Source organism: Streptococcus raffinosi (assembly GCF_030284685.1).
GTDB lineage: Bacteria > Bacillota > Bacilli > Lactobacillales > Streptococcaceae > Streptococcus > Streptococcus raffinosi.
Window position 1 is genome coordinate 38,446 of record NZ_JASUZV010000011.1, and the last position, 13,162, is coordinate 51,607.

Genomic DNA, 13,162 nt, shown 5'->3' on the forward strand with positions numbered 1-13,162 from the left:
CCGTAAAAAGGTGGTGATTCCTTAGTCGCCTCCTTTTTATTTTTTAGGTGAGCAAACGTTTACAATACCTAGGCAAAACAGTATAATAAAGGTGATACAGCAATAGTGAAAGGGGACTAACATGGGAGTGTATAATAACGACTGGTTGCTCAATCAGATTCGTGGGACAGCCAATGTCGTCAGTAAGGTTTTTAAGTTTGAGAGTCTGGATATTGATTTGGGTCAGGTCGAAGATGAAAATGGTCAAATGGTTAGTGGGAATGACTATATTGATGATTTGGTGCTTCGTTCCAAATACCGTCAGGCAACTGACTTTGTCCATGGTCAACTCAAACGTTTGACGCCTAATGATTATAAGCTTTTGGTGAGTGTTTATATTGATTATTTGGAGAATTTACCGCCATTAATAAGAGAAAAACATCAACTTGATAATCGCCAAATAATGGACTGGAAAGCTAAACTTTCAGAATTTTCATGGTAATTTGCTAGAGAGAGTGGGAGAGGAAACGCCAAGCGTTTACGACTTTTCCACCCTCTTTTTTGTGTTATAATAGAGTCACTATGGATAAATTAATAAAAACAATTTCAGAATCAGGTTCTTTCCGTGCTTACGTTCTTGATAGCACTGAAACAGTTAGAACCGCACAAGAAAAACACAATACATTATCATCATCAACAGTCGCTTTGGGGCGTACCCTTATTGCCAATCAAATCTTGGCTGCTAACCAAAAAGGTGATAGCAAGATTACGGTAAAGGTTATCGGAAACAGCTCTTTTGGACATATCATCTCTGTAGCCGATACCAAGGGGCATGTTAAGGGCTACATCCAAAATCCAGGTGTAGATATCAAGAAAACAGCGACCGGTGAAGTCTTAGTCGGTCCTTTCATGGGACAAGGTCAGTTTGTTTCAATCATTGATTATGGAACTGGTAATCCTTACACGTCATCAACACCACTTATTTCTGGTGAAATTGGTGAAGACTTTGCCTATTATTTGACAGAGTCTGAGCAAACCCCATCTGCTGTTGGTCTTAATGTTCTTCTCGACGAGGAGGACAAGGTCAAGGTTGCTGGTGGCTTTATGCTTCAGGTCTTGCCAGGAGCCACCGAGGAAGAAATCGCTCGTTATGAAAAACGTATCCAAGAAATGCCTGCCATTTCAACACTATTGGAATCTGATGACCATATTGAAGCGCTTCTGCATGCCATCTATGGGGATGAGCCTTTCAAACGTTTGTCTGAAGAGGAGCTTAGCTTTGAGTGCGATTGCTCACGTGAACGCTTTGAAAATGCTCTCTTGAGTCTAGGTAAGGATGAACTTCAAGCTATTAAAGATGAAGATCACGGTGCTGAAATCGTCTGCCAATTCTGCCAAAGCAAGTATGAATTTTCAGAAGCTGACCTGGAGGAACTCATCAATGACTAAACTTAATTCGTCCTTCATGATTGGGAATGTGGAGATTCCTCATCGTACAGTGCTAGCTCCGATGGCAGGTGTGACCAACTCGGCCTTCCGTACTATTGCAAAGGAGTTTGGTGCTGGTCTTGTGGTGATGGAGATGATTTCTGAAAAAGGGCTCCTCTACAATAATGAGAAGACCCTCCACATGCTTCATATTGATGAGAATGAACATCCAATGTCTATCCAGCTTTTCGGTGGTGATGCTGAAGGTTTGAAGCGTGCAGCCGACTTTATCCAGACCAATACCAAGGCTGATATTGTTGATATCAACATGGGTTGTCCGGTCAATAAGGTCGTCAAAAATGAAGCTGGTGCCAAGTGGCTCAAAGATCCAGATAAGATTTACCACATTGTCAAGGAAGTAACGTCAGTACTTGATATTCCTTTGACTGTTAAGATGCGTACGGGTTGGTCAGACAGTGATTTGGCTGTAGAAAACGCTCTTGCAGCGGAGTCTGCAGGTGTTTCTGCCCTTGCTATGCACGGTCGTACTCGTGAGCAGATGTACACAGGTCACTGTGACCACGAGACTTTGGCCCGAGTTGCTAAGGCTATCACTAAGATTCCATTTATCGGAAATGGCGATGTTCGTAGCGTTCAAGATGCTAAGCTCATGATTGAAGAACTTGGTGTCGATGCCGTTATGGTGGGTCGTGCAGCTATGAACAATCCATACATCTTCACACAAATCAATCACTTCTTCGAAACAGGAGAGGAGTTGCCAGAGCTTCCATTTGATAAGAAGCTGGACATCGCTGAAGACCACCTCAAACGTTTGGTGGACCTTAAAGGTGAAAAGATTGCTGTCCGTGAATTCCGTGGTCTGGCACCACACTATCTTCGTGGAACAGCAGGAGCAGCTAAGGTTCGTGGCGAAGTCTCACGTGCCGAGTCTGTTGCTCAGGTTGAAGAAATCTTTGCGACTTTACGATAAGCTTCTATATGATGAAAACTTAACCAGATTGGTTAGGTTTTTATTTTCCGTCTATTCTTCCTTAATAGTATTGATAGAGTTTTTCCAATTTTTTTCGTCCTCCCTTGCAAAACCTCTGTATTTTCGATATAATTAACTGGTTAAGTAAATGGAGAAAGCAATGCTAGAACTAGAAGAACAAGTCAATCAATTGATTAATCAAATCGTGCTCAAGTCTGAAAATCAGCATGAGCTCCTTATTGGGCAGTGCCGTAGTCAAGTTAAATTGACTAATACTCAGGAACATATTCTCATGCTTTTGGCTGAGGGTCGCAAGACCAATTCGGAGCTGGCAAAGACCTTAAATGTCAGTCAGGCTGCTGTTACTAAGGCTGTTAAGACCTTGGTCAAGGAAGGAATGTTGGAGGCCAAGAAGGATAAGGATGATGGACGGGTGACCTACTTTGTCCTGACACAAGAGGCTCAACCCATTGCCCAGGAGCATGAGGAACACCACCAAGAAACGTTAGGTGTCTATCGCTCTGTATTGGAGCAGTTTGATAGTAAAGAACGTCAGATTATAGGGCGTTTCTTGACGAAATTAGAAGAAAAAATCGAGGAATAAGATGCGTTATATTACAGTTGAAGGACTGAGCTTCCAGTATGATGCGGAGCCCGTTCTGGATAATATTCACTATCACTTGGACTCTGGAGAGTTTGTTACCTTGACTGGGGAAAATGGTGCTGCCAAATCAACGCTTATCAAGGCAACCCTGGGTATTCTCAAACCTAAGAAGGGGACTGTGACGATTTCTGATACTAACAAAGATGGCAAGAAGCTTCGAATGGCCTATCTACCACAACAAATTGCCAGCTTTAATGCAGGATTCCCAAGTACCGTTTATGAGTTTGTCAAGTCAGGTCGTTACCCCCATCAGGGATGGTTCCGTCGTTTGAACAAACATGACTTAGAGCATGTTCAACGTGCTCTAGAATCTGTTGGTATGTGGGAAAATCGTCACAAGCAGATTGGACATCTCTCAGGTGGGCAAAAGCAACGTGCCGTCATTGCTCGTATTTTCGCTTCAGATCCAGATATTTTTGTCTTGGATGAACCAACGACAGGGATGGATGCAGGAACAGCCAATACCTTCTATGAACTTATGCACCACTCAGCTCATAAGCATGGTAAGTCTGTCTTGATGATTACCCATGACCCAGAAGAGGTCAAGGAATACACGGACCGTAATATCCATCTGGTTCGTAATCAGAAATTGCCTTGGCGTTGTTTTAACGTCCATGAAAAAGATGGAGAGGGGCACAAACATGATTAGTGAATTATTAACCTATGATTTTATGCAGCGTGCTATTCTCGCCGTCATCGCTATCAGTATCTTCTCACCTATTTTGGGACTCTTTTTGATTCTTCGTCGTCAGAGCTTGATGAGTGATACCTTGAGTCACGTTTCTTTAGCTGGGGTGGCTGTGGGCATTTTCTTGGGTCAATCAACTACTTGGACCACCTTGCTGGTTGTGGTGATTGCTGCTCTAGTCCTAGAGTATCTAAGGGTTAGTTACAAGCACTATATGGAGATTTCAACGGCTATCCTCATGTCTATGGGCTTGGCTGTAGCCTTGATTATCAGTAGCAAGGCGGGTAGCAGTAGCATGAGCTTAGATAGCTATCTCTTTGGATCTATTATCACAATTAGCTCCGAACAGGTGCGTGCCCTCTTTGTGATTGCGGCGATTGTACTGGTCTTGACCTTACTCTTTATTCGTCCTATGTATCTTTTGACCTTTGACGAGGATACTGCTCATGTCGATGGCTTACCAGTACGTCTTATGTCTCTCCTCTTCAATATCGTAACCGGAGTAGCCATTGCTTTGATGATTCCAGCAGCAGGATCGCTCTTGGTTTCTACTATTATGATTCTTCCAGCAGCGATTGGCATGAAAATCGGTCAAACCTTCAAATCCGTGATTTTTTGGGCCATTGGTATTGGATTGGTCGGTATGCTCTCTGGTATCTTCATTTCCTATTATTGGGAAACGCCAGCAAGTGCGACCATCACACTGATCTTCATTGCTTTCTTTGGACTGGTATCAATCTTTGAACCCCTTTTAAAAGCAGAATAAGTAGAAGAAAAGAGCTTGAGAAATCAAGTTCTTTTTGTGATATACTAAAGTAGTTTTTGAGATATTGTTTGAAAAAGACTTTAAATGTAGTCAAACAAACCCATTGGCTATTTGTTAATGTCTATCATTCCCTCATAAAAATAATAAAAAGGAGAAAACATGGAAATCTTTTTAACAAGTATATCTGGAATCCTAGTCATTTTGGGTATGATTTTAGTGGGCTTCGTCATGGGTGAGAAGGGCTGGTTTGATGACAAGTCGCGTGGTTTAATCGCTAAGTTGGTTACTCAAATTGCTTTGCCCTGCTATATGCTTTATACCATCACGCAACGTTTCACAGCGGCTGACCTCCTAAAAATGTTGCCAGATTTACGTTTTCCAGCGCTATCTATGGTTATCTTACTTGGTATTGCGACAGCCGTGGCTAGGATTTTTGCCGTGAAAAAGGACCGTCGGGGACTCTTTATTTCCATGTTTTTTAATTCCAATACTATTTTCGTGGGGCTTCCCATCAATCAGGCCCTTTTTGGAGATGCTAGTATTCCCTATGTTTTGATCTATTACATGTGTAATACGACCTTTTTCTGGACCTTGGGGACCTATCTCATCCAACGTGATGGTGAAGGAGAAGCTGAGTTTGACCTAAAAACAAGCTTGAAAAAGGTGTTTTCACCTCCTTTGATGGGCTTTATGCTGGGGCTTCTTATCGTTATTCTACATATTAAGCTCCCTGCTTTTCTAGCCAGTGATTTGCAGTATCTAGGCAGTTTGACTACCCCCTTATCTATGATATTTATCGGTTTGTCGGTCTCCAATGCAGGTGTGAAGCAACTGACTCTTAAAAAGGATCAAGTCTTAATTCTGCTTGGTCGCTTTGTGGTTGCCCCACTTTTGATGGCTGCCATCGTTTATTGGTCACCCTTACCAACTTTGATGAAGCAAGTCTTTATCATCCAGTCCGCTATGCCTGTTATGACCAATGCACCTGTGGTTGCCAAACTCTACGGAGCAGATAGTGATTACGCTGCAGTCATGGTGACGGAGACAACACTTGCAACCATGGTGGTGATTCCTATTCTCATGGTTTTGATGGCTTAATACGTATCAAAAGCCCCGGTTTTACTGGGGTTTTAACTTTTTTTAAAAAAATCAAAAAAAGTTAAGGAAAGCGCTTTACAAATCAGTAAAAGATGCTATAATAATTACATAAGGTATGCAAACGTTTGCATCAAAAGTAGGAGGAAATGAAATGAATAAGCTAAAAGAAAAATTTGGCTTTGAGTTCTGGCAGAAATTCGGTAAAGCCCTCATGGTTGTTATCGCGGTTATGCCAGCAGCAGGTCTTATGATCTCTATCGGTAAAACGATTGCCATGATTAATCCAAACGTGGCACCACTCGTTATTACAGGTGGATTTCTTGAGCAGATTGGTTGGGGGGTTATCGGTAACCTTCACATCTTGTTTGCCCTTGCCATTGGTGGTAGTTGGGCTAAGGAACGTGCAGGAGGTGCTTTTGCAGCAGGTCTTGCCTTTATCTTGATTAACCGCTTGACTGGTTCAATCTTTGGTGTTACTTCAGATATTCTTGCTGATAAGAGTGCTATGGTACACACACTTCTTGGCCAATCAATCAAGGTATCTGATTACTTCATCAGTGTTTTGGAAGCTCCAGCCCTTAACATGGGTGTATTCGTAGGTATCATCTCTGGTTTCATCGGAGCTACTGCTTACAATAAATACTATAACTTCCGTAAATTGCCAGAAGCTTTGTCATTCTTCAATGGTAAACGTTTTGTACCATTCGTAGTTATTCTTCGTTCAGCTATTGCAGCTATCGTTCTTGCTATTGTATGGCCAATTATCCAATCTGGAATTAACGGTTTTGGTATGTGGATTGCCAACTCAAAAGAAACTGCTCCAATCTTGGCACCGTTCTTGTTCGGTACTTTGGAACGTCTTCTCTTGCCATTTGGTCTCCACCACATGTTGACTATCCCAATTAACTACACTCAATTGGGTGGTACTTATGAAGTCTTGACTGGTGCTGCAAAAGGTACTAAAGTTTTGGGTCAAGACCCACTCTGGCTCGCATGGGTTACTGACCTTGCTAACCTTAAAGGTGCGCATCCAGATCAATACAAACACCTTCTTGAAGCCTACACACCAGCCCGCTTTAAAGTTGGTCAAATGATTGGTTCATTTGGTATCTTGATGGGTATGGTCGTAGCTATCTACCGTAACGTTGACGAAGACAAGAAACATCAATACAAAGGTATGTTGACTGCCACTGCGCTTGCAACATTCTTGACAGGGGTAACTGAGCCAATCGAATACATGTTCATGTTCGTGGCTACTCCACTTTACATCGTATACGCTTTTGTACAAGGTGCTGCCTTTGCAATGGCTGACATTGTTCACCTCCGTGTTCACTCATTCGGTTCTATCGAATTCTTGACACGTACACCACTCGCTATTAACGCTGGTTTGGCGATGGATATCGTTAACTTCATTTGGGTAACTGTACTCTTTGGTGTTATCATGTTCTTCATCGCTAACTTCATGATTAAGAAATTTGATTACGCAACACCAGGACGTAATGGTAACTACGAACAAAATGATGATTCTTCAGAATCTGGTGAATCAGCTGGTGCTGGAACAAGCAAAGCAAGCTCACAAGTTATCAACATCATCAACCTTCTTGGTGGACGTGCTAACATCGTGGACGTTGACGCATGTATGACACGTCTCCGTGTTACTGTCAAAGACGCTGAAAAAGTCGGAACTGAAGCTCAATGGAAATCCGAAGGAGCTATGGGTCTTGTCATGAAAGGACAAGGTGTTCAAGCTATCTACGGTCCTAAGGCTGACGTTTTGAAATCTGATATCCAAGACGTACTTGATTCAGGTGAAGTGATTCCAGAAACACTTCCAAGCCAAATGACTGCTGTTCAGAAAGCAGAAGCTAAATTCAAAGGTGTTACTGAAGATGTCTACTCAGTCGCAGACGGTCAAGTCATCAACATTGAAGATGTCAAAGACCCAGTATTCTCACAAAAAATGATGGGTGACGGTTTCGCTGTTGAACCAGATAACGGTAACATTGTTTCTCCAGTAGCTGGTAAAGTGGCAAGTATCTTCCCAACTAAACACGCTATTGGTTTGGAAACAGACAATGGACTTGAAGTTTTGGTTCACATCGGACTTGACACTGTTAGTCTTGAAGGAAAACCATTCGAGGTTAAAGTTACTGAAGGTCAAACAGTTGCTGCGGGTGACCTCTTGGTAGAAGCAGACCTCGCTGCTATCCGTGAGGCAGGTCGTGAAACAACTACAGTTGTTGTCTTTACAAATCCAGATGCTATTAAATCAGTTAAAGTAGAACATACAGGTAAATTGGCAGCTAAAGCTCCAGTTGCAAAAGTAGAACTTTAATTGGCTACATCATAATCAAACAGACAGCCCCTGGGCTGTTTTGTTTGTAAGAGACCTCCTTGTCAGTATATGTAAGACAGAGAAAAGGATAAACGTATGAAATTTCTAACTCTAAATACCCACAGTTGGATGGAAGAAGATGCAGAAGGGAAATTCCAAGCCCTAAAGGAACAGATTCTTAAAGCCCAGTATGATTTAATTTGTTTTCAAGAAGTCAATCAGGAAATAGAGACTTCAGTAGTAGCAACAGATGACTACTATCATGCCCTTCCTTCAGCGACACCAATTCACCAAGATCATTTTGTCCGTCTTTTGGTAGAAAAGTTAGCCGAAGAAGGCCTTCAATACCATTGGACTTGGGCTTATAATCACATTGGTTATGATCACCTTAATGAAGGAGTTGCTGTCTTATCACGTCAACCATTGACAGCTAGTGAAATCTTGGTTTCAGATGTTGATGATCCGACGGACTACCATACACGCCGTGTAGCCGTTGCTGAGACGACTGTAGATGGCCGAGAAGTGGCTGTCGCTAGCGTTCACCTTTCATGGTGGGACAAAGGTTTCCAAGAAGAGTGGGCACGTATTGAGGAACGTTTCAAAGGTATTGGAAAGCCACTTATCCTAGCAGGTGACTTTAACAACCCAGCAGGTCAGGAAGGCTACCAAGCTATCTTGGCTAGCCCACTCCATCTTCAGGATAGTTTTGAAGTGGCTAAAGAAACAACTGGTAGCTATACAGTTGGACCAGGTATCGATGGCTGGAAGGGCAATGAAGAGCCTTTACGTATCGATTATGTCTTTGCTAGTCAAGATTGGACAGTCAACCGACTTAGTGTCATTTTTGATGGCAACAATCAACCTTTGGTTAGTGATCACTACGGACTTGAAGCAGAGTTAGAGTTTTAGTAAAATTTTAGCGGTATTCGGCTGAATAAAGGTAAAAACATTGTCAAAAGGCAAATAAAAGAGTAAACTATAAGTTGTAATTGAATATATATAAGGAGAGACAAATGGCTCATATTACATTTAATTATTCAAAACTTTTGGATAAATTTGTAGCACCACATGAAGTGGATTTCCTTCAAGCACAAGTAACTGCAGCAGATGAAATGATTCGTAAAGGAACAGGCCCAGGTGCTGACTTCCTTGGATGGCGTGACCTTCCAGAAAACTATGATCGTGAAGAATTCGATCGTATCTTGAAAGCTGCTGAAAAAATTAAAGAAGATAGCGATGTTTTGGTTGTTATTGGTATCGGTGGTTCTTACCTTGGTGCCAAAGCAGCAATTGATTTCTTGAACCATCACTTTGCTAACCTTCAAACTAAAGAAGAACGTAAGGCACCACAAATCGTTTATGCCGGTAACTCAATTTCATCAACATATCTTGCAGACTTGCTTGAATATGTTGAAGACAAGGATTTCTCAGTTAACGTTATCTCTAAATCAGGGACAACTACGGAACCAGCTATTGCCTTCCGTCTCTTTAAGGAACTCCTTATTAAGAAATATGGTCAAGAAGAAGCCAACAAACGTATTTATGCAACAACTGACCGCCAAAAAGGTGCTGTTAAAGTTGAAGCAGACGCTAACGGTTGGGACACATTCGTTGTACCAGATGACATCGGTGGACGTTTCTCAGTATTGACAGCTGTAGGTCTATTGCCTATTGCAGCTTCAGGTGCTGACATCAAAGCTCTTATGGAAGGTGCTAACGCTGCCCGTAAAGAATATTCTTCAGATAAACTTTCTGAAAATGAAGCTTACCAATATGCAGCTGTACGTAATATCCTTTACCGTAAAGGCTACACAACAGAGATCTTGGTTAACTATGAACCATCACTTCAATACTTCTCAGAATGGTGGAAACAATTGGCTGGAGAATCTGAAGGTAAAGACCAAAGAGGTATCTTCCCAACTTCAGCAAACTTCTCAACAGACTTGCACTCTCTTGGTCAATTCATTCAAGAAGGTACACGTAACCTCTTTGAAACTGTTGTTCGTGTAGACAAACCACGTAAGAATGTTGTTATTCCTGAATTGGCTGAAGACCTTGATGGACTTGGTTACCTCCAAGGTAAAGATGTTGACTTTGTTAACAAAAAAGCAACAGACGGTGTTCTTCTTGCTCACACAGATGGTAACGTGCCAAATATGTTCATCACTATCCCTGAACAAGATGCCTTTACATTGGGTTACATCATTTACTTCTTTGAAATTGCGATTGCTCTTTCAGGATACTTGAATGCTGTTAATCCGTTTAACCAACCAGGTGTAGAAGCTTACAAGAAAAACATGTTTGCTCTTCTTGGAAAACCAGGATTTGAAGAACTTGGAGCAGAACTTAACGCTCGCTTGTAATTATCAGATAAGATCAGCTTTGGCTGGTCTTTTTTTATCCATTTGTAGGCTAAAACTCTCCATTAATTATTTCTTGTAGGTTAATTTACGATTTTTGTTTTAAACTTTTTTGAACCGGCTAGTTGGGTTTTATGACTCTTTAATTTAGGGATGATTGTTGCTATAATTAATTCATCATAGGAGGATGGATTATGATTGGACCTACGGAAATGGGTGCTTTATTGAAAAAAATTCGTTTATCAAAGAATTTAACATTGAAAGAACTTGCTAGTGATTATTTATCAGTATCTTTCCTATCCAAGTTTGAACGTGGAGAATCTGATATCTCATTATCTAGATTTTTTCTTTTGTTAGATAAGTTGGATGTCAGTATTGAAGAGTTCTATGGCATTTTATCTCAAGATAATCCAACTCATACTGAAAAGTTATTAGAAAGTGCTAGTAAGGCTTATTATCAAAACGATAGTTTATCGTTACAGAAGTATGCTGGAGAAGAGCTTCATAAATTTGAGCTCACACAAGACAAATCATTTCTCTATAACAGTATTATGCTAGAATCTTTTTTGGTAAGTGTTTCAAATAAAGAAGTTGATGAAAATAAGGTAAGGGAATTAACAGACTATCTTTTTAGCATTGAACAATGGGGAGAAAGAGAGTTAATCATATTAGGAAATAGTATGTCGTTTATTTCCACCCAGACACTTAATGTTTTGACCAAGGAGATCGTGTATAGAACTAGCCTTTTTGGAAAGAGCGACTCAAATCAAAGAATTCGACTTAGTCTTCTCATTAATGCAGCTTATGAATTTTTACGACGTGATGAATTAGATTCTGCGAAATACTATTTAGATTTAGTCAATGATATTGGAATTCCTGAGGTTTTATTATATGAAAGACATGAGTTGATATTTGTAATGGGGTTCTACTTGATAAAGTCGGGTGAAGTTTCTGAAGGAAGAAATCTAATTGAGGGGTGTTTAGAAACACTTAGAAATTTAGGTGCAGAAAAGTTATTGCTTATGAAGGATGCGGAGTATCAAGAGTTGCTGAATTCCACTATATGACAATTTTATAGAATGAGCAAAAAAATAGGATAAACTAAGACCATAGTACAACATCACTATGGTTTTTAATTTTCAATGGATACAAGGTATTCCAATGTCTTCGATTAATCCAACTAGCTATATACCAAGGTGATGTAGATTGTGAGGAAGTCTATGAGAACCTATATTCTTAAATACAAGTATGAAAATTTAGTTCATATCATACTGTTAGCGCTGAATGCCGCTATTTTTGTGAGTGCTTCGGTTACTTTAGCTTTAATGACTAATCAGCTGGTATCGAAGCAAATCCAATCTTTTTTAGCCTTATTAGGTCTGGAGGTAGGACTTTACGTTATTTATTTAGTTTTGAATTATATTATCACAGTTCATCAGGCGAAATTGATTCAGAAGATGTCTTTGGTGATTCGGCTGTCTTATCTTAGTAAAATTACTCATCATTCTTTTAGTGAATTCAGAAAGATTGATATTGGAGAACATCTCTCAGTATTAAATAATGATATTCAATTGATTGAATCGAACGGCTTTACAAGTATTTATATCCTTTGTTCAACGGTTTTTACTACCTTATTTTCGATTATCGCCTTATTAAGTTATGATGTAAGGATTGTTCTGTTAGTCATTTTATTAACTTTGTGTCTGACTTATCTTCCTAAACCATTTGCCACTAAAATGAAGAAAGCAATGGAGAGATTTTCCAAAGCGAATGAGGAACTTGTCTCAGGAATAAGTGACCAGTTATATGGATATGCAGATGTTTATTACGCCAGTCGTAAACATATTTTTCTTAGACAAGTGAAATCTATTGTTGAGGACTATATTTCCCAGAAAATCATTTATACAAAAAGGAGCACTAGTACAGAGACTCTGATGTCCTTGTTTTCAGTCATCGCTCAGATGTTGATACTACTCTTAACCGGTTTGTTAATTATTTTTGGGAATATTGCCGTAGGTACCATTGCTTCTGTGGGTCAAATTTCAGGTAACATATTTAACTCTCTATCAACTATTAATCAGCTACAAGTAACCATTAAGTCTGTTGAACCTATCTTAAGAAAATTCGAAGATTATCCTACGGTCTCAAAGTCTGACCTACCTATTTTTCAGGATATTAATTTTAAGAATGTGCGTTATTCTTTTGGAGAAAATGCTATTATTAAGGGATTCACTCAAACCTTTAAAGAGGGAGGTAAGTACGCTATTACTGGATGCTCAGGTAGTGGGAAGTCAACCTTGCTTAATTTGCTCCTAGGAAATCTTAAAGATTATGAAGGAAAAATCTTGTTTGGAAAATTGGAGTCAAAAGAAATTGATGAGAATTCAATCGTGTCTGCATGTGCCTATGTTGGGAGTCAAACCCATATTTATAATGACACCTTGAGGAATAATCTAACTCTTTGGAATGATGCTATTACTGATACGCACATCAAGGAAGCTCTTGAAAGAGTTAATCTTTTATCTTTCCTAAGTCGTATAGATGAGCAAGTAAATGATGGAAGCTTTTCGGAGGGACAAAAACAAAGAATAGGTCTTATAAGAGCATTCTTAAAAGGAAGTTCAGTTGTGATTTTTGATGAAGCTACCGCAAATCTTGACCATGATAATGCTACTCGTATTGAGTACCAATTGTTAAGTGATCCCGATATCACTTTTATCACGGTTACCCACCATCTTATAAAGGAAAGTGAACCATATTTTGATAAGATTGTTCGTTTGGGAGAGAGTGACGAGTAGATGTTTTGTAAGCTAAGTGGTTCGTCTTTATTTCAATTTTACTAACGGCAGTCAA

General features: G+C 40.0%; 12 protein-coding genes. All 12 read left to right on the forward strand.

What is annotated here, in order from left to right; translation table 11 throughout:
* Positions 1 to 121 precede the first annotated feature (121 nt).
* The 12 genes from QRD39_RS07955 to QRD39_RS08010 all read left to right on the forward strand — a co-directional run bounded on the left by QRD39_RS07955 (position 122) and on the right by QRD39_RS08010 (position 13,107).
* A complete protein-coding gene (locus tag QRD39_RS07955) occupies positions 122 to 481 on the forward strand; it encodes a hypothetical protein (protein WP_143567623.1) in 360 nt (119 codons plus the stop codon).
* A gap of 80 nt (positions 482 to 561) precedes the next feature.
* A complete protein-coding gene (gene hslO, locus QRD39_RS07960) occupies positions 562 to 1,428 on the forward strand; it encodes an Hsp33 family molecular chaperone HslO (RefSeq protein ID WP_285956163.1) in 867 nt (288 codons plus the stop codon).
* On the forward strand, positions 1,421 to 2,398 hold the full coding sequence (dusB, locus tag QRD39_RS07965) for a tRNA dihydrouridine synthase DusB (RefSeq protein ID WP_002883588.1): 978 nt from the start codon (positions 1,421 to 1,423) through the stop codon (positions 2,396 to 2,398). Before hslO ends, dusB begins: the two co-directional genes overlap by 8 nt.
* Before the next feature lie 160 nt (positions 2,399 to 2,558).
* Entirely contained in the window at positions 2,559 to 3,002 is a 444-nt protein-coding gene (locus QRD39_RS07970; RefSeq protein WP_021144930.1) for a zinc-dependent MarR family transcriptional regulator, read from the forward strand.
* Between the two features lies 1 nt (position 3,003).
* On the forward strand, positions 3,004 to 3,711 hold the full coding sequence (locus tag QRD39_RS07975; protein ID WP_004183815.1) for a metal ABC transporter ATP-binding protein: 708 nt from the start codon (positions 3,004 to 3,006) through the stop codon (positions 3,709 to 3,711).
* Complete coding sequence (locus QRD39_RS07980) at positions 3,704 to 4,516, forward strand: metal ABC transporter permease (protein ID WP_021144932.1); 813 nt, start codon at positions 3,704 to 3,706, stop codon at positions 4,514 to 4,516. Before QRD39_RS07975 ends, QRD39_RS07980 begins: the two co-directional genes overlap by 8 nt.
* A 159-nt stretch (positions 4,517 to 4,675) precedes the next feature.
* A complete protein-coding gene (locus tag QRD39_RS07985; protein WP_008535739.1) occupies positions 4,676 to 5,614 on the forward strand; it encodes an AEC family transporter in 939 nt (312 codons plus the stop codon).
* Between the two features lie 151 nt (positions 5,615 to 5,765).
* Positions 5,766 to 7,949, forward strand: a complete 2,184-nt coding sequence (locus tag QRD39_RS07990; protein WP_008535740.1) for a PTS transporter subunit IIBC — start codon at positions 5,766 to 5,768, stop codon at positions 7,947 to 7,949.
* A 96-nt stretch (positions 7,950 to 8,045) separates the two neighbouring features.
* Positions 8,046 to 8,858, forward strand: coding sequence for an endonuclease/exonuclease/phosphatase family protein (locus tag QRD39_RS07995; protein ID WP_285956164.1), 813 nt, complete (start codon positions 8,046 to 8,048; stop codon positions 8,856 to 8,858).
* Between the two features lie 104 nt (positions 8,859 to 8,962).
* Entirely contained in the window at positions 8,963 to 10,312 is a 1,350-nt protein-coding gene (locus QRD39_RS08000; protein ID WP_004183808.1) for a glucose-6-phosphate isomerase, read from the forward strand.
* A gap of 191 nt (positions 10,313 to 10,503) precedes the next feature.
* Entirely contained in the window at positions 10,504 to 11,376 is an 873-nt protein-coding gene (locus tag QRD39_RS08005; RefSeq protein ID WP_285956165.1) for a helix-turn-helix domain-containing protein, read from the forward strand.
* Positions 11,377 to 11,529: 153 nt separating this feature from the next.
* Positions 11,530 to 13,107: an ATP-binding cassette domain-containing protein gene (locus tag QRD39_RS08010; RefSeq protein WP_285956166.1), complete on the forward strand. Its 1,578-nt coding sequence runs from the start codon at positions 11,530 to 11,532 to the stop codon at positions 13,105 to 13,107.
* Positions 13,108 to 13,162: the final 55 nt, after the last annotated feature.

Coding starts and splice junctions, on each gene's coding strand:
- QRD39_RS07955 (WP_143567623.1), top strand. CDS start 122: ATGGGAGTGTATAATAACGACTGGTTGCTCAATCAGATTCGTGGGACA.
- hslO (WP_285956163.1), top strand. CDS start 562: ATGGATAAATTAATAAAAACAATTTCAGAATCAGGTTCTTTCCGTGCT.
- dusB (WP_002883588.1), top strand. CDS start 1,421: ATGACTAAACTTAATTCGTCCTTCATGATTGGGAATGTGGAGATTCCT.
- QRD39_RS07970 (WP_021144930.1), top strand. CDS start 2,559: ATGCTAGAACTAGAAGAACAAGTCAATCAATTGATTAATCAAATCGTG.
- QRD39_RS07975 (WP_004183815.1), top strand. CDS start 3,004: ATGCGTTATATTACAGTTGAAGGACTGAGCTTCCAGTATGATGCGGAG.
- QRD39_RS07980 (WP_021144932.1), top strand. CDS start 3,704: ATGATTAGTGAATTATTAACCTATGATTTTATGCAGCGTGCTATTCTC.
- QRD39_RS07985 (WP_008535739.1), top strand. CDS start 4,676: ATGGAAATCTTTTTAACAAGTATATCTGGAATCCTAGTCATTTTGGGT.
- QRD39_RS07990 (WP_008535740.1), top strand. CDS start 5,766: ATGAATAAGCTAAAAGAAAAATTTGGCTTTGAGTTCTGGCAGAAATTC.
- QRD39_RS07995 (WP_285956164.1), top strand. CDS start 8,046: ATGAAATTTCTAACTCTAAATACCCACAGTTGGATGGAAGAAGATGCA.
- QRD39_RS08000 (WP_004183808.1), top strand. CDS start 8,963: ATGGCTCATATTACATTTAATTATTCAAAACTTTTGGATAAATTTGTA.
- QRD39_RS08005 (WP_285956165.1), top strand. CDS start 10,504: ATGATTGGACCTACGGAAATGGGTGCTTTATTGAAAAAAATTCGTTTA.
- QRD39_RS08010 (WP_285956166.1), top strand. CDS start 11,530: ATGAGAACCTATATTCTTAAATACAAGTATGAAAATTTAGTTCATATC.